The sequence below is a fragment of the Williamsia phyllosphaerae genome, from assembly GCF_014635305.1.
GTDB lineage: Bacteria > Actinomycetota > Actinomycetes > Mycobacteriales > Mycobacteriaceae > Williamsia_A > Williamsia_A phyllosphaerae.
The window spans coordinates 579,734-595,891 of the sequence record NZ_BMCS01000002.1 but is presented as its reverse complement, the minus strand read 5'-3'; the positions used below and the strand labels follow the sequence as shown (position 1 = coordinate 595,891).

Sequence of the window (16,158 nt, the reverse complement as noted above, 5' to 3'; positions counted from 1 at the left end):
CGAGATCGATGTCGGCACGGGGGCCAGTTCGTGCTGCTAGGCTCGACGTTTATGTCCGCTGCCCCGGTGGTTGCAAAACCCAAGCGTGCCAACTCGACTGACGATGGTCGCCCGCCGTCGCGAAGGATCGTGAACGGGCAACGCGGACAGGTCGCAGCCGAGCGGATCGCCCTCTGGTCCGGTCGCCTCCTGGGCATTGCCGCGGTGGTGTCGCTGATCGCGATCCCGTTCCGCCACTTCCGGTTCGTCGACGCCCTCACCGACCTCGTCGGCGCGTTCAACGTGCCCGCCGACCCCAGCATCTTCGTGATCCTGCTCGTGCTCGCGCTGGCCGGTGCCGTGCGCCGACGGTTCAAGGCCGCGCACACCGCGTTGCTGGCGGTGATGGTGCTCGCCGTCATCGACGACGTCCTCGTGCTGCTGAGCACCTTCATCGAGGACATCGACACCGACAACGACTACGACGCGTTCGCGACCTCACCGGTGACCGCGTCGGTGGTGCTCGTGGTCGGCGTCGTCGTCCTCGGCGCGTTCGTCTACTCCCGTCGGGCGTTCACCGCCGAGCTGGCCCACCGCTCGGTCCGCGCGGCACTCGGTGTCCTCGTCGGCGGTCTGGCGGCGTCCTTCGTCATCACGTTCGTGCTGACCGTCACCTTCCCGCACACGTTGCGGGGCTGGGACGAGAAGGCGCAGTGGGCGCTGCGGTCGACCTTCGGTGACCGCGCCGGGATGAGCGACGCCCTGCTGCAAGGGCACCAGGGTCACCACCCGATCTACGTGCTGGCCGGGTGGATGTCGGCGCTGGCGCTGGTCCTCGCGCTGATGGTGCTCTACCGGGCCAACCGCGACAACGAGTTCGCCGACGCCGAGCAGGAACTGCGCATCCGCGAACTGCTGCTGTGCAACGGCGAGGACGACTCGCTGGGCTACTTCGCCACCCGCCGCGACAAGTCGGTGGTCTTCTCCCCGGACGGCCGGGCCGCGGTGACCTTCCGGGCCGTGGGCAGCGTGAGCGTCGCCAGCGCCGACCCCATCGGTGCGCCCGAGTCATGGCTGCCCGCAGTCCAGGCGTGGCTCGCGAACTGCCGCACCCACAGCCTGCACGCGGCGGTGTTGGCGGCGAGTGAGGCCGGCGCGAAGGTCTACCGCGCGGCCGGACTCAAGGTCCTCGCGATCGGCGACGAGGCCATCATCGACGTCGACGACTTCAGCCTGCGCGGCGCCTCGATGAAGCCGGTGCGCCAGGCCGTCAACCGCGTCACCGCGGCGGGCTACACCACCACGATCAAGCGGCACGGCGAGCTGAGCCCGGACGAGCTGGCGAACATCGAGCACCTCGCCGACAAGTGGCGCGGCGAGGACACCGAGCGCGGGTTCTCGATGGCGCTCAACCGTGTCGGCGACCCGGCCGACGGTCGGTGCCTGATCATCACCGCACACGACCAGGACGGTGAGATCCGGGCGTTCCTGTCGTTCGTCCCGTGGGGGTTGCGCGGGGTGTCGCTCGACCTGATGCGCCGCGACCGCGCCGCGGAGAACGGCGTCAACGAGTACCTGGTTTCCCGGCTCATCGAGTCGGCGGGTGATCTCGGCATCCGACGGATCTCGCTGAACTTCGCGGTGTTCCGCTCGGTGTTCTCCGACGCGGAGCGGGAGGGGGCGGGTCCGGTCACCCGAACGGTGGACTCGGTTCTCGGGTTCGCGTCGAAGTTCTACCAGCTGGAGACGCTGTACAAGTCGAACCAGAAGTACCACCCGGAGTGGCTGCCGCGGATGCTCTGCTACCACCCCTCGCTCACCGTCATGCGGGCCGCGGTCGCGGTCGGTGTCGCGGAGGGATTCCTGCCGCACATGGGGCCGACGTTCCTGGTCGGTTCCAAGACCCCGGACACCCAGCCGCGTCGTACCGACACTGGCTTCGTCGACGCCGTCAACGCGCTCGAGCGCGACCTGCTGGTCACTCGGGTCCCGCCACCGCGGCTCAACGACCAGCAACGCACGCGGCGGACGAAGCTCGACGGCATTCGCGCCGCCGGGCACGAGCCGTACCCGGTCGCGGTGCCGCGAACCGATCGCGTGGCCGACATCGTCGCCGCCCACAGCGGCCTCGCGGCCGAGGCCAGGACGTCGACCACGGTGTCGATCGCGGGGCGGGTCCGTGCGGTGCGCGACCTCGGCGGCGTGGTCTTCGCCCTCCTAGAGGACGACGGCGCGCGCATCCAGATCCTTTCCGACGCCGACACCGCGCGGCCCGGTGAGCACGATCGGTTCCGTCGGATCGTCGATGTCGGTGACCTGATCAGCGTCACCGGAGAGGTGGTCGGGTCGCGCAGCGGCGAGTTGTCGGTGTCGGTGGCGACCTGGGAGATGGCGGGCAAGTGCCTCAACCCGCTGCCTCAGCTGACCGCCGAACTCAGCGACGACGTCCGCGTCCGCGACCGGCCGCTCGACCTCATCACCAGTCGATCGGCGGTCGACCTGCTGCAGAAACGCTCCCGTGGAGTCCGCGCGCTGCGCGACACCCTGCACGCGCACCAGTTCCTCGAGGTCGAGACGCCGATGCTGCAGACCGTGCACGGCGGCGCCTCGGCGCGACCGTTCAAGACCCACATCAACGCCTACGACCAGCAGCTCTACCTGCGCATCGCGCCGGAGCTCTACCTCAAACGGTTGTGCGTCAGCGGGATGGGCGCGATCTTCGAGCTGAACCGCAACTTCCGCAACGAGGGCGCCGACGCCACCCACAACCCGGAGTTCACCTCGCTGGAGGCGTACCAGGCCTACGGCGACTACAACTCGATGCGGGAACTGACCCGCGAACTTATCCTGGCGATGGCCGTCGCCGTCAACGGTGAACCGATCGCGTTGCAGCCGGGGGAGTCCGGCGAGATCGAGACCGTGCAACTCGACGGCACCTGGCCGATCATCACCGTCCACGAGGCGGTGTCGCGGGCGTGCGGGTCGGCGGTCAGCTCGTCGTCGAATGCCGCCGACGTCGCCGAGATCTGCGCCCGCCACGGCATCGACACCACCGCCGAGATGTCCGCGGGAAAGATGGTCATGGAGCTCTACGAGGCCCTCGTCGAGAAGCAGACCCGGTTCCCGACGTTCTACTACGACTTCCCGATCGAGGTCTCGCCCCTGGCTCGCAAGCATCGCTCGGATCCGCGACTCACCGAGCAGTGGGACCTCGTCGGGTTCGGCGCCGAGCTCGGAACCGCCTACTCCGAGCTCACCGACCCGGTGGACCAGCGCGACCGGCTCACCCGACAGTCGATGCAGGCCGCCGGTGGTGACCCCGAGGCGATGTCGTTGGACGAGGACTTCCTGCACGCCCTCGGCTACGCCATGCCGCCGACCGGCGGGCTCGGACTCGGCGTCGACCGGCTGGTCATGATGCTCTCCGGTGTCGCGATCCGTCCCACGCTCACGTTCCCGTTCGTGCGGCCGCAGCAGTAAGTCGGCTGACGTCGACAAGCAAAAGACGCCTGGACGGGGGAGTCGGAGACGGTGTTCGTTCGCACCCCGGGTAGCCGTTCGCATCGTCTCGCGTCGTTCGCACCCTGCGTGCGCGGTGCGAACAGCATCGAAGGGTGCGAATCCGCGGTTCGCGATGCTCGAAACCGGACCAGCGCACGCAGCCAGGGCACCCGCCGTCGTCGTCGGTAGCGTGAACACATGCGACCTCCGGTGACCACCCACACGCCCGGCGAAGAGATCCGCGGCCCTCGCGGCGTCGAATGACCTTCATGAGTTCTGACACCACGGGGCCGCTCACGCCTGTCCTGCACTGGGTGGCGACACCGGCCGACCCGTCGGCGGTGGTCCTGGTGCTGCACGGCGGCAAGGTCCGCAGCACCGCGCCCGCGCAGACCAACCACCTCTCCGCCGCCCGGATGCGACCGTTCGCGCGGGCCGTCGCCACAAAGGTCCCGAACACCGCGGTGGTCATGCTGCAGTACCGGATGCGCGGCTGGAACGGTGCCGATGAGAGTCCGGTCGCCGACGCACGCTGGGCGCTCGACGAGATCCGGACGCGGTTCGGCGACACCCCGGTGATCCTGCTCGGGCACTCGATGGGCGGACGGACCGCGGCTGCGGTCGCCGACGACGCGTCGGTGTGCGCGGTCATGGCGCTCGCGCCGTGGTGGATGGACCCGGGCGCGACCGACACCTTCCGGCCCGGCCGGCAGCTCGTGGTGCTGCACGGGACGATGGACCGCTGGACCAGCCCGCGGATCTCGCGCGCGGCGACCGAGCGCGCCGCCGACCGCGGTGTCGACGCCACCTGGACGTCGATGAGCTTCGCCGGACACTTCATGCTGATGCGGCCGTGGGTGTGGACCCGCAAGGTCGTGAAGACGATCACCGCCATGGCGCAACGCTGCCGAGACGATCACCCCGAGCACCGGGCCCGACAGGAGAACCGACGATGAGCATCACCGACACCACCCCCGCACCGGCCACGACCGGTGCCGCCGGCACCGTCGCGAACCTGCTGGCGCCGTACGTCGGCGGCGAGATCCCCGTGCACCTCACCGCCTGGGACGGCAGCACCGCCGGTCCGGTCGACGCGCCGCACGTCACCCTGCGCAGCCCCGACGCGCTGCGGCGTCTGCTGTGGAGCCCGGGCGAACTCGGTGCCGCGCAGGCCTACGTCACCGGCGAGATCGACGTGGAGGGTGACCTCAACGAGGCGCTGACCCACATCTGGACGGTGATCGCCGAGCGGAACCTGTCGCGCATCAAGATCACCCCTGCCCGCGTCGCACAACTGGTCCGCGCGGTCGCCAAGCTCGGCGTCCTCGGTCGGCCGCTGCCCGCCCCCGCATCGCAGGCCGTGGTCAAGGGCAAGCTGCACACCCTCGCCCGCGACCGCGCCGCCATCAGCCACCACTACGACCTGTCGAACGACTTCTACTCGATGGTGCTCGACCCGAACATGGCGTACTCGAGTGCCTACTTCACCTCCGACGCACCGGATTACACCCTCGAGCAGGCGCAGCGCGACAAGCTCGACATGGTCTGCCGCAAGATCGGACTCGACGCCCGCCCGGGCATGCGATTCCTCGACGTCGGCTGCGGCTGGGGCTCGCTGAGCCTGTTCGCGGCCAGTGAGTACGGCGCTCAGGTCACCGGTGTCACCATCTCCAAGGAGCAGAAGGCGTTCATCGACGCGCGGATCGCCGAGCGCGGGTTGGGTGACCGCGTCGAGATCCGCATCCAGGACTACCGCGAGATCCCGGACGGCCCGTTCGACGCCGTCGCCTCGATCGAGATGGGCGAGCACGTCGGCCAGGAGAACTACCCGACCTACACGAAGGCATTGCACGACAACGTCATCGAGGGTGGACGCGTGCTCATCCAGCAGATGTCGCGAAAGCACGGCGACAACCCGGGAGGCGGACCGTTCATCGAGCAGTTCATCGCCCCCGACATGTTCATGCGTCCGGTCGGCGAGACCGTCGCGATGATCGAGGAGTCCGGACTCGAGGTCCGCGACGTCCACGCGATGCGCGAGCACTACGTCCGCACCGTCGACGTCTGGTACGACACCTTCGAGAAGCGATGGGACGACGTCGTCGCCATGGTCGGCGAGGAGACGGCCCGGGTCTGGCGGCTCTATCTCGTCGGTGGCGGCATGGCCTTCCGTGACGGCCGGATGGGCGTCGACCAGATCCTCTCCGTCCGCACCAACTTGCGCGGCCGGTCGTCGATGCCGCCGGTGCGGAACTTCTGATGACCTTCGACTGGAGCCAGTTCGTCCTGGTGTCCGCGGCGAGTCTCGCGGGCATCATCATCCTGCTGTCGATCACCGCCGCCATCGGCTTCTCGATCGGTAGACACAACGTCGTCGACGTGACCTGGGGCCTGGGTTTCGTCGTGATCGCGGCGATCACCGCGGTGCTCGGCAACGGCGACCTGTGGCGCCGACTCCTCGTGCTCGTGCTCATCGGCGCGTGGGGACTGCGCCTGGCGTCGTCGATGTTCCGACGCTCGCGCGGCAAGGGCGAGGACCCGCGCTACGAGAAGCTCCTCGACGACGCGGGCGGCAACCGCACGCTGACCGCGATCACCCGGATCTACGCGACGCAGGGACCCGCCCTGTGGTTCGTCTCGCTTCCGCTGCAGGTGTCGGCGGTCGCGCACGGCACGCTCTGGTACCTCGCGGTGATCGGTGTGATCGTCTGGATCGTCGGCGTCACGTTCGAGACCGTGGGCGACCTGCAGATGGATCGGTTCAAGGCCGATTCGTCGAACAAGGGCACCGTCATGGACAAGGGGCTGTGGCGATACACCCGGCACCCCAACTACTTCGGCGATGCCTGCGTCTGGTGGGGCACGTTTCTCGTGTGCATGACGTTCTGGCCCACCGTCGTGACGTTCCTGTCCCCGATCGCGATGACCTACTTCCTCGTGTTCGCGACCGGCGCCCGGCTGCTCGAACGGCATATGGAGCAGCGCCCGGGATACAAGGAATACCAACAGCGCACCAGCTACTTCATCCCGCTGCCGCCCAAGAAGAGCTGACCCGCGTCGACTGGGCGTCCGCAGCCGCCCACTCGACGCGGATGGATGGGCGGGATGCCCGGATCAGCAGCAGCATTCAGGCGCCGTTCACCGAACGGACACGTGCCGATCACCCGGCTGCCGGGCTGATGCCGTGATCTTTGATGCATGCCCGTGAATCCTTTAGGCGAGACCGTCGACACCGGAATTCCCCGTTCGGTGGCCGCGCAGATGACCACCGCCGAGCAGCACGACTGGCACGTCGGGAACCTCAAGCGGCACGCGGTGTCGCGCCGTAACTTCCTCGCGGGCAGTGCAGCCGCGGCGGCCGCCGCCGGCGTCGGGAACCTCGCGTTCTCCGGCATCGCCTACGCCGCCGACGCCCCGCTTGCCGTCGGCGGTCGACACGTCTCGTTCGGCTCCGACGCCGCGAGCCAGCTCCGGTTCTCCGCGCAGCTCTCGCGTAACCCGGGCAGCGCCAAGGTGTTCCTCGACCACGGCCCGACACCGGCGCTCGGTGCCACCACCGTCGCCGAGGTGCGCAACCTGATCAGCCAGGTGCCCATCAGCTCCGGGGGCATCCTCGGCGCCGAGCAGTTCTACGTGCACGCCCCGGTCGACGGTCTGCCGTCACGGTTGCCGCACTTCTACCGCTGGCGTACCTCCGACGGTCACGTCACCGACGTCCGCAGCGCCGCACCGGCCCTCGGTCGCGGACGCAGCGCACCGTTCCGGTTCACGATGATGGGCGACCAGGGCGTCGACGAGACCCCCTCGAAGCCCGCCGGACTCAAGGCCGGCGACTACGACGACCTGTACTACAAGGCCGACAACCAGCCGTCGGTCAAGCACGCCGCCAACATCGTCAACCAGATCGCGGCCCGCAACGGCGCGTTCCACATCCTCGCCGGCGACATCGCCTACGCGGATCCCTCGGGTGCGGGCAAGCCGCCGAACTTCGTCCCCAGCGGCAGCGCGCCGTCCGGGTTCGACAAGTTCAACCCCTACGTGTGGGACGGCTACTTCGCCGCGATCGAGAAGTCGGCGTCGCGCACCCCGTGGATGTTCGCCACCGGCAACCACGACATGGAGGCGCTGTACTCGCCCAACGGTTACGGCGGACACGCCAAGCGCCTCGACCAGCCGTCCAACGGCCCCGCGGGATGCCCGTCGGTGTACTCGGTCGTCTACGGCAACGTCGCCGTCCTCTCCCTCGACGCCAACGACGTCTCCTACGAGATCACCGCGAACACCGGCTACAGCGGCGGACGTCAGAACAGCTGGGTCGCGAGCTCGCTGGCGAAGTTCCGCGCCGACCCGAACATCGACTTCATCGTCTGCTTCTTCCACCACTGCGCGTACTCGACGACCGACTCGCACGCCAGCGACGGCGGAGTCCGCGCGGCGTGGAGCAAGCTGTTCGACCAGTACCAGGTCGACGCCGTCTTCCAGGCGCACAACCACATCTTCGAGCGCACCGACCCGATCCGGAACAACCAGCCGCGCAAGGCCGCTCCCGACCGCTCGACGGTGTCGGCCAAGACCGACGGCACCGTCTACTACACCGTCGGCGGTGGCGGGCGTCCGCGCTACGGCTTCCAGCCCGGCGAATCGGAGAGCTACCGCGGCAACGTCGTCAAGGACAACACGGTGCCCAACAGCTACGTGTGGACCCCGGACGGTCAGAAGAAGGCCGAGAGCGTCGAGTGGTCGCGGGTGCGTTTCCGCAACTACTCGTTCATCAGCATCGACGTCACACCGGGCATCCCGGGCCTGACCCGCAGCCGGATGGACATCTCCGCCATCGACGAATACGGACGCGAATTCGACAAGCTCACCTTCACCCGCGCGATCGAGATCGGTGGCATCCCGTTCGGGTCCTGACACGGTGATCCGGACGGCGCCACCGCCGTAAGCTGGGTTCTCATGGAGGTGTCCCTGCGCGCGTCGGCCGATCGCGCTGCACGATTTCTCGTCGTGTCCGACCCGGGTGCCCTCCGACTGCGCAGCGCGAGCCAGACCACGCTGACCCTCGTGCTGGCCCTGCTCGTGCTGGTGGTCACCACACGCGCTCTGGGCCAACCGATCACCGTCGCGATGTTGGGGTCGGTGGTGGCGATGTTCTCCTCGTTCGTCGTCAAGGACCGCACCGCGCACGCACGCCTGCTGACCACGGCGATGATCACGCTGCCCGCGATCGCCGCGGTGACCCTGGCCGCCGTGCTGACGCAGTACGGGGTGATCGCCGACGTCGGCTTCGTGGCGGTGTTGTTCACCGCGGTCTACGTGCGCCGCTTCGGTCCGCGCGGGTTCGCGCTCGGGATGGCGTCGTTCATCGCCTACTTCTTCTCGTTGTTCCTGCGCGCCACCCCGTCGCAGATCCCGGTGTTGGCGCTGGCGATCGCGCTCGGGGTCGCCTCGTCGCTGGTGGTGCGTTTCGCCTTCCAACACGAGTGGGCGGGCGCCGAACTGAGTCGGCTCACCAAGTCGCTGAGGGCGTCGTCGCTGGCGGTGGTCGACGCGGTGACGCCGGACGCGACCGGCGCCGTCCCCGACCCGGAGGGGATGCGCCACGTCCTGGAACGACTCGCCAACACCGCGCTGATGATCGAGGACTGGCTCGACCGCAACGTGGCCTCGGCGCACCTCTCGGTGACCGGCAACGACCTCTCCCGACGCGTCTTCGACGCCCAGCAGGCCACCGAACAACTCGCGTTCGCTCTGCGTGCCTTCGACCCCGTCAACTGGAACCCCACGGTGGACGAGGTCATGGCCGCGGTCCGGGGCGCGTTGCGCAACCACCCCACCGAGGACGATCTGCGGTCGCTGCGACGCACCGCGATGGCCGCCGACGCCTCGACGACCGGCAGCGACCAGACGACCATCGCGATCCGCTCGGCCGCCCGGGTGGTGCGGGCGCACATCGCCGTACACCGCGTGACCGCGCACGCACTCACCCCACCCGAGCCGACACACCATCGGATCGGCACGCTGCCCGCACTGGGCTGGACCCGGGAGCCCACCCCCGAGCCGCCGGATGACGCCGCAACCGAGACTGCAGACGACCCCGACGCCCCGCCCCCCGACACCGGCCGGTGCGGACGGTGGTGGTGGCTCACCGACGCGGTCGCGCGGCTACGGCCCAGCACCCGGGCGGCGATCCAGGTGGCCATCGCGACATCGGTGGCGACGGTCCTGGGGGAGTTGGTGTCACCGAACCGGTGGTACTGGGCGGTGCTCTCGGCGTTCGTGGTGTTCACCGGAACCTCCACGCGCGGTGAGATCCTCACCCGGGCCGGACACCGGATCGTCGGCACCGTCGCCGGGGTGTTCGCCGGGGTGGTGCTCGCGGCGCTCGTCGGACACCGACCGCCGCTTCAGCTCGCGCTGATCGTGGTCTGCGTCTTCTGTGCCTTCTACCTGGTGACCATCGCCAACGGACTGCTCGTCTTCTTCGTCACCGTGCTGCTGGCCATGCTCTACGGACTGCTCGGCACGTTCAGCGTGGCGGTGCTCGAACTGCGGATCGCCGAGACCTGCGTGGGCGCCGCCGTGGGTATCGGTGCGGCGTACTTCATCCTCCCCATCCGCACCCGGGAAACCGTGCGCGAGAAGGTCGACACCTATCTCGACACCCTCGACGAGGTCATCGCCGAGTCGATCGACTCGGTGCTCGAACCGGGCTCCGGCGTGGACCTGGTGCCGTTGTCGCGGCGGCTCGACACCGCCCTGCAGGAACTGCAGACCTCGGCCAAGCCGCTGGGGATGGGTCCGACGAGTCGGGCGCGGCGGGGCACGGCACGACTGGTCCGTGTCCTCGAGGCCTGCGACCGTGCCGCCCACGCGCTCGCGCGGGCGGGGATGTTGGCGGCCAACGCCGAACACGACGGCGGTCCCACCGGAGACCTGGCCGAGGGGTTGCGTCGCGGGGCCCAGGAGGTGCGGGCCGCGGTGGACTCGCTGCGGTCGGTGGTGCGCGGCGACACCGACGTCTACGACGGCGTGCTCGCCGACGATTCACCCGTGGTGGAGCTGATGAACCGTGACCCGGAAGAACTCTCGACGGCCACGCGGGTCGCGGTGCGGGCACTCGACCGACTCGACCACGCGGCCGCGCTCACCCGAGTCCCCGTCTGAGCTCTCCTCCGGTGGCGTCGTCAGGCGCCGAGTGCGGCCAGCACCAACCGGGCCATCGCGGCACTGCCGGCCGGGGTCGGATGGTTGGGAGGAGTCTGCGCGCGTCGCACCGACCCGGTGAACCACCGCTCGCCCGCGGTCGCACATGCGTCATGGCCTTCGGCGGCCGCGGCCACATCGACGTAGGTGGCGTTGTTCCGTAGTGCCGAACCGGCCAGCACGTTGTCGAAGCGGTCGAAGAACGAGCGGACGAACGTCGCGTCACCGGCGCTGAGCCGGGCGTCCGGGGAGCAGCCCTGCAGGCCGAAGTACCCGCCGTGACCGACCACGACGATCCGTGCGATCGGCGAGCGCTGCCGGATGACCTGCAGCACACGGTCTGTCGCCGACGCCAGCGTGACGAACCTCGACTCCATCGTCGAGCGGATGGTCGGGTCGTCGCGGCAGAACCGGTCCCCGGAGGTGGGCGTACCGAAGCACGGGGTCAGCAGTCCCCGCCACCGCAGGTCGTTACCGCCGATCGAGAGCGTGACGAGGGTGGTGTCGGGGCGCAGGGCCGACGACTGCACCGGAACGCGTTTGCGCACCGGCGGATTGGTGATCTGATCGCGGTCGACGACATCGGCCGTGGTCGCACCACCGCACGCGACGTCGGTGAACGACGCGGGTGCCAGAGCGGCGGCGATGAGGCTGGGATACCCGTTCGAGGTCCGGCCACATCCCTCGTCGGCGAATTGTGAACCGACGGTTGGCCCGGCGGCGCGCGAATCACCGAGCGCGACGTAGTGGATCGGGGGATCGCCCTGCGCGGCCGACGCCGGGCCGGTCGCGCCCATCGCAATCGCGCTCGCGGCGATGACGACGAACGCTCCGACGCGGTGGAAGGGTGCGTGTGCGCGGGGGCGCCACCAACGCATCGGACGTCCTCGTTTCGCTCGGTTCTCGGCAGAAGGATTCGTGCCCATGATGACCCATCCCGGCGCACGAGGGGCCCCCGGCGCGCCGGGACGGGGCATCGCCGCCGGTCAGGTCGGGGCCAACTCGGTCCCGTCGGCGTCGGTCACGGTGATCGCCGCGGCCGGGCAGGTGTCGGCGGCGTCGAGGTAGCGCTGATCGGGCGCGACCTGAGCCCCCTCGGCGCGGGCCCGACCGTTCTCCAGTGAGAAGTGCTCGGGGTCGAGTGCGACGCACATGCCCGATCCGATGCAGTGTTCACCGACCTGCACCGACCACCGCCCGTCACCAGTGGCGTCGGCCGAACCGGTCGACTGCGCGCTCACCACGTGATCATCATCTTCTTGGGTCCCCGGACGACCATCTCGGTCTTCCAGTCCACCTCGGTGACCGCGAGATCCGGGAAATTCCGGGTCAACGCCAGCAGGGCCTCCTGTAACTCGAGTCGGGCGAGCGCGGCCCCGAGGCAGTGGTGGGCGCCGTGCCCGAACCCGATGTGCGGGGTGCGTCCACGCTCGAGGTCGAACGTCTCCGGGTCGTCGAACACCTCGGGATCGCGGTTCGCGGCGGCGATCGCGACCAGCACCGGCTCACCCGCGCGCACCGTGACGTCACCGAGGACGACGTCTTCGGTCGCGTACCGCGCCTGACCGCCTCCGAGGCCGAGTGGAACGAGACGCATCAGCTCCTCGACGGCCGCCGGGATCAGGTCCGGCTCGTCGTGCAGTCGTCGCCAACTGCCCTCCCGGCCGAGCAGATACAGAACGAAGTTGGGGATCTGCGATGCGGTGGTCTCGTGGCCGGCCACCAGGATCCCGTTGCACAGGTCGATGAGCTCGAGTTCGGTCAGCTTGTCGCCCTCGTCACGGGCGGCGACCAGCGCGGTCATCAGGTCGTCGGTGGGCGTCTCGCGCTTGATCGCCAGCAGCCCGCGCATGTAGTCGCGGAACTCCTCGCGGCTGGCCTGGTATTCGTCGGCGGTCATCGACGTGGTCGACAGGGCGGCGTCGCTCCACGCCCGGAACCGCGGGCGGTCGGAGGTGGGGACCCCGAGCAGCTCGCAGATGACCTGCACCGGCAGGGGGAGCGCGAATCGATCGACGATGTCGGTGGGGGCGCCGTCGGCCACCGCATCGTCGATGAGCTTCTGGCACAGCTGCTTCACCGTGGGCCGCAGCGCCTCGATGCGCTTGACCGTGAACGCCTTGGCCACCAGCACCCGCAGACGGGTGTGATCGGGTGGGTCGACCGAGAGGATCCCGCCGGTCTGCCTGCCCTCGCGCATCCGCGGCTCGTCATGGGTCACCGATTCCGCACGGCTGAACCGGGGGTCGGCCAGTACCGTTCGGGCGTCGGCGTACCGCGTTGCCAGCCAACCGATCTCGCCGAAGGGGAGTCGGACGCGGGCCAGGCCGGGACCCTGTCGGATCGCGGCGTACTCGCCGGCGAGCTCGAGGTTGTCGGGCCGGTTGAACGGGTAGTCGACAACTTCGGGTGTCGGATCCAGGGACGGTGTCATCGCGTTCCTCGCATTCTTTCGGCTGCTGCTTTGCACGCGGCTTCATTGACCGATGTTCAGGGGTTGCTTAGCACCACAAACGAATGTAGCGGACCGTCGCCCTGTGCGCCAGGACACATCGGGTCAGCGCGCGATGGCGGCGAGGACGAGACGTGCCATCGCGGCGTTGCCGAGCTGGGTCGGGTGATTGGGCAGTCCGTTGCCTCGGGGCAGCTGCCCGGTGAACCAGCGCTGCGAGTCCGGGGCGCAGGCGTCGTGGCCGGCAGCGGGGCCGGCGATGTCGACGAAGGTGGCGCCGTGGCGCCGCGCGGAACCGGAGAGCACCGCGTCGAAGCGACGGAAGAAGTCACGGACGAACGGGGCGTCGGCGGCGCTCAGGTTCGCATCCGGGAAGCACCCGCGCAGACCGTAGTAGCCGCCGTGCCCGACGACGAACACCCGCGCGTTGGGGGAGCGTTCGGAGATGACACGCAGCACGTGGTCGACCGAGACGCTCAGCGCGGCGAAGCGGGCCGTCATCTGCGCGCGGAGAGCCGAGTCGGAGCGGCAGTGCACATCGGTCTGCGGGGACAGGCCGAAGCAGGGGCTGATCAGACCGCCCCAGCCGATGTCGTTGCCGCCGATGGACAGGGTCACGAGGTCGGTGTCGCGACGCAACGCGTCGGCCTGGACGGAGACCGTACGTGCGACGGGAAGCGAGGTGCGCTGCGGACTGTCGACGACATCCGCGGTCTTCGCACCTACGCAGGCGACGTCGGTGAAGGATGCCGGCCTCAGTGCGCGGGCGACCCGTTCCGGGTAGCCGCCGCCGGAGCGGCCGCACCCGTCGGCGTTGAACGACGACGTGATCGTGGGACCGGCCGCACGCGAATCACCCAGTGCGACATAACGGACTCCGGCCCCGTCGGCGGCGTGCGCGGGTGCGGCGACGGCGAGTCCCATCGCAGCAACGGTGGTGACGATCAGGACGAGGAGACGACCGGCGCACGCGCCGACCAGGGTCCACACACGCATCGGTGCCTCAACTCACGAATTTGTGATCGACAGTCGAGCACCGGCTGATAATGAACCATCGTTGGCCAAAGCGCCAGTGGCTGCTCGATCGGCACGAAGTGGCTGCTTGCTAGCGTTGGAACACACCCGGTGAATGAACGGCCGGAACGCAGACCACACCGCCGGTACGCCGCGGAGTGAGGAGTGGACATGTCAAGCATCGCCATCGTCGGAGGCCACGGAAAGATCGCACTGCAGGCCGCGCGTCTGCTGGTCGACGACGGTCACCAGGTGAGCTCGTTGATCCGCAATCCCGACCAGTCCGATGACATCACCGGCACGGGTGCGGTTCCCGTGGTCGCCGACGTCGAGCACCAGTCGACCGAGGAGATCATCGAGACCATCGCCGGACACGACGCCGTCATCTTCGCCGCCGGTGCCGGTGGCGGAGACGCCGATCGCACCTTCGCCGTCGACCGCGACGCCGCGATCCGCTGCATCGATGCCGCGTCGGCCAACTCGATCAAGCGCTTCATCCTGGTGTCCTACTACGGCGCCTCGGTCGATCACGGTGTGTCGCCGGAAGATTCGTTCTACGCCTACGCCGAAGCCAAGGGCGACGCCGACCAGTACCTGCGCGCCAGCGATCTGGACTGGACCATCGTGGGCCCCAGCTCCCTGTCCGACGAGGCCGGATCCGGGTCCATCGTCACCAAGGCGCAGGGCGCCGACCGCGAGACGAAGACCAGCCGCGCGAATGTCGCCGCCGTGATCGTCGCGGCACTCGCGACGCCCGCGACCATCGGTCAGATGATCGAGTTCACCGACGGCGACACCCCCATCGCGCAGGCACTCAGCAGCTAGAGCCGTTCGATGATCGTGGCGTTGGCCTGACCGCCCGCCTCGCACATCGTCTGCAGGCCGTACTTACCGCCGGTCTGGTGCAGGGCGTTGACGAGCGTGGTCATGATGCGTGCGCCGCTCGCGCCGAGTGGATGCCCGAGCGCGATGGCCCCGCCGTTGACGTTCGTGCGCGCCAGGTCGGCGCCGGTGTCGTGCGCCCAGGCCAGTACCACGGGACTGAACGCCTCGTTGACCTCGAACAGGTCGATGTCGGCGATGGTGAGACCGGCCTTGGCCAGCACCTTCTCGGTGGCCGGGATGACCCCGGTGAGCATCAGGATCGGGTCGGATCCGACGACGGTGGTCGTGTGGATGCGCGCCAGCGGGGTCAGGCCGAGTCGCCGCGCGGTCTCCGACGAGGTGATCAGGACCGCGGCGCTGCCGTCGGAGAGTGGACTCGAGTTGGCGGCGGTGATGTCCCAGCCGATCTCGGGGAAACGCCGTGCGATCGTCTCGTCGTAGAACGCCGACCGCAGCCCCGCCAACGACTCCAACGATCCACCGGGGCGGATCATCTCGTCGTGGTCGAGACCGGCGAGCGGGGCGAGTTCGGCGGCGAACCGACCGTCCTTGGTGGCCGCGACCGCCTTCTCATGGCTGGACAGCGCGAACTCGTCGAGCTGGGTCCGGCTCAGGCCCCACCGCGAGGCGATCAGTTCCGCGCTGTACCCCTGTGGGATGAAGCCGTCGGGGTAGCGCGCCGCGAGGTCGACGCCGAACGGTTCGGCGCCCGGGCGGACGTCGGACATCATCGGCACGCGGCCCATGGACTCGACGCCCGCTGCGACGACCACGTCGTACGCACCGGACATCACGCCCTGGGCGGCGAACGAGATGGCCTGCTGACTCGATCCGCACTGTCGGTTGACGGTCGTCGCGGGTACCGACTCGTCGAACCCGGCGGCCAACACGGCGTTGCGCGCGATGTTCTGGCCCTGTTCGTCGGCCTGTGTGACGGTGCCGGTGATGACGTCGTCGATGAGGGCGGGGTCGATGCCGGTGCGTTCGACGAGGGTGCGCAGGCTGTGCGCCAGCATGTCGACCGGGTGTACGCCGTGCAGCGCCCCGTTCGCCTTGCCCTTGCCGATGGGGGTGCGGACGGCGCCGACGATGACGGCGTCGGTGATCGATGAGCGTGTCAT

At 69.2% G+C, this 16,158-nt stretch carries 12 protein-coding genes; 7 read left to right on the top strand and 5 right to left on the bottom strand.

Going from position 1 to position 16,158, the window contains the following annotated elements; translation table 11 throughout:
• The first annotated feature begins 129 nt into the window (after positions 1-129).
• From lysX to IEV93_RS16610, 6 genes are all read left to right on the top strand, one after another.
• Complete coding sequence (lysX, locus tag IEV93_RS16635) at positions 130-3,459, top strand: bifunctional lysylphosphatidylglycerol synthetase/lysine--tRNA ligase LysX (RefSeq protein ID WP_229705249.1); 3,330 nt, start codon at positions 130-132, stop codon at positions 3,457-3,459.
• Between the two features lie 290 nt (positions 3,460-3,749).
• On the top strand, positions 3,750-4,436 hold the full coding sequence (locus tag IEV93_RS16630; RefSeq protein WP_188491067.1) for an alpha/beta hydrolase: 687 nt from the start codon (positions 3,750-3,752) through the stop codon (positions 4,434-4,436).
• Entirely contained in the window at positions 4,433-5,740 is a 1,308-nt protein-coding gene (locus IEV93_RS16625; protein ID WP_188491066.1) for an SAM-dependent methyltransferase, read from the top strand. The genes IEV93_RS16630 and IEV93_RS16625 overlap by 4 nt, the downstream gene beginning before the upstream one ends.
• On the top strand, positions 5,737-6,531 hold the full coding sequence (locus IEV93_RS16620; protein WP_188491699.1) for a DUF1295 domain-containing protein: 795 nt from the start codon (positions 5,737-5,739) through the stop codon (positions 6,529-6,531). The genes IEV93_RS16625 and IEV93_RS16620 overlap by 4 nt, the downstream gene beginning before the upstream one ends.
• Before the next feature lie 147 nt (positions 6,532-6,678).
• The gene (locus IEV93_RS16615; RefSeq protein ID WP_188491065.1) at positions 6,679-8,394 is read left to right on the top strand and encodes a metallophosphoesterase; all 1,716 of its coding nucleotides are present in this window, start codon (positions 6,679-6,681) and stop codon (positions 8,392-8,394) included.
• A 42-nt stretch (positions 8,395-8,436) separates the two neighbouring features.
• On the top strand, positions 8,437-10,647 hold the full coding sequence (locus IEV93_RS16610; protein ID WP_188491064.1) for an FUSC family protein: 2,211 nt from the start codon (positions 8,437-8,439) through the stop codon (positions 10,645-10,647).
• A 20-nt stretch (positions 10,648-10,667) separates the two neighbouring features.
• Here IEV93_RS16610 and IEV93_RS16605 read toward each other — a convergent pair whose 3' ends face one another.
• The 4 genes from IEV93_RS16605 to IEV93_RS16590 all read right to left on the bottom strand — a co-directional run bounded on the left by IEV93_RS16605 (position 10,668) and on the right by IEV93_RS16590 (position 14,134).
• Positions 10,668-11,564: an SGNH/GDSL hydrolase family protein gene (locus tag IEV93_RS16605; protein WP_188491063.1), complete on the bottom strand. Its 897-nt coding sequence runs from the start codon at positions 11,562-11,564 to the stop codon at positions 10,668-10,670.
• A 108-nt stretch (positions 11,565-11,672) separates the two neighbouring features.
• Positions 11,673-11,927 carry a ferredoxin gene (locus IEV93_RS16600; protein WP_229705248.1) on the bottom strand — a complete coding sequence of 85 codons (255 nt, stop codon included), beginning with the start codon at positions 11,925-11,927 and terminating at the stop codon, positions 11,673-11,675.
• The gene (locus tag IEV93_RS16595) at positions 11,924-13,120 is read right to left on the bottom strand and encodes a cytochrome P450 (RefSeq protein WP_188491062.1); all 1,197 of its coding nucleotides are present in this window, start codon (positions 13,118-13,120) and stop codon (positions 11,924-11,926) included. Before IEV93_RS16595 ends, IEV93_RS16600 begins: the two co-directional genes overlap by 4 nt.
• A gap of 123 nt (positions 13,121-13,243) precedes the next feature.
• Positions 13,244-14,134 carry an SGNH/GDSL hydrolase family protein gene (locus tag IEV93_RS16590; protein WP_188491061.1) on the bottom strand — a complete coding sequence of 297 codons (891 nt, stop codon included), beginning with the start codon at positions 14,132-14,134 and terminating at the stop codon, positions 13,244-13,246.
• A gap of 189 nt (positions 14,135-14,323) precedes the next feature.
• Between IEV93_RS16590 and IEV93_RS16585 the strand changes: the two genes are divergently transcribed.
• Positions 14,324-14,977 carry an SDR family oxidoreductase gene (locus IEV93_RS16585; RefSeq protein ID WP_188491060.1) on the top strand — a complete coding sequence of 218 codons (654 nt, stop codon included), beginning with the start codon at positions 14,324-14,326 and terminating at the stop codon, positions 14,975-14,977.
• Here the strand turns inward: IEV93_RS16585 and IEV93_RS16580 are convergent.
• Positions 14,974-16,158 (bottom strand): thiolase family protein, encoded by a 1,185-nt coding sequence (locus tag IEV93_RS16580; RefSeq protein WP_188491059.1) that lies wholly within the window; start codon positions 16,156-16,158, stop codon positions 14,974-14,976. The two genes, IEV93_RS16585 and IEV93_RS16580, sit on opposite strands and share 4 nt — an antisense overlap.

Bases quoted from the DNA above. Each gene is read 5' to 3' on its own strand.
- IEV93_RS16630 (WP_188491067.1), top strand. From the start codon at position 3,750: ATGAGTTCTGACACCACGGGGCCGCTCACGCCTGTCCTGCACTGGGTG.
- IEV93_RS16625 (WP_188491066.1), top strand. From the start codon at position 4,433: ATGAGCATCACCGACACCACCCCCGCACCGGCCACGACCGGTGCCGCC.
- IEV93_RS16615 (WP_188491065.1), top strand. From the start codon at position 6,679: ATGCCCGTGAATCCTTTAGGCGAGACCGTCGACACCGGAATTCCCCGT.
- IEV93_RS16610 (WP_188491064.1), top strand. From the start codon at position 8,437: ATGGAGGTGTCCCTGCGCGCGTCGGCCGATCGCGCTGCACGATTTCTC.
- IEV93_RS16605 (WP_188491063.1), bottom strand. From the start codon at position 11,564: ATGCGTTGGTGGCGCCCCCGCGCACACGCACCCTTCCACCGCGTCGGA.
- IEV93_RS16595 (WP_188491062.1), bottom strand. From the start codon at position 13,120: ATGACACCGTCCCTGGATCCGACACCCGAAGTTGTCGACTACCCGTTC.
- IEV93_RS16590 (WP_188491061.1), bottom strand. From the start codon at position 14,134: ATGCGTGTGTGGACCCTGGTCGGCGCGTGCGCCGGTCGTCTCCTCGTC.
- IEV93_RS16585 (WP_188491060.1), top strand. From the start codon at position 14,324: ATGTCAAGCATCGCCATCGTCGGAGGCCACGGAAAGATCGCACTGCAG.
- IEV93_RS16580 (WP_188491059.1), bottom strand. From the start codon at position 16,158: ATGACACGCTCATCGATCACCGACGCCGTCATCGTCGGCGCCGTCCGC.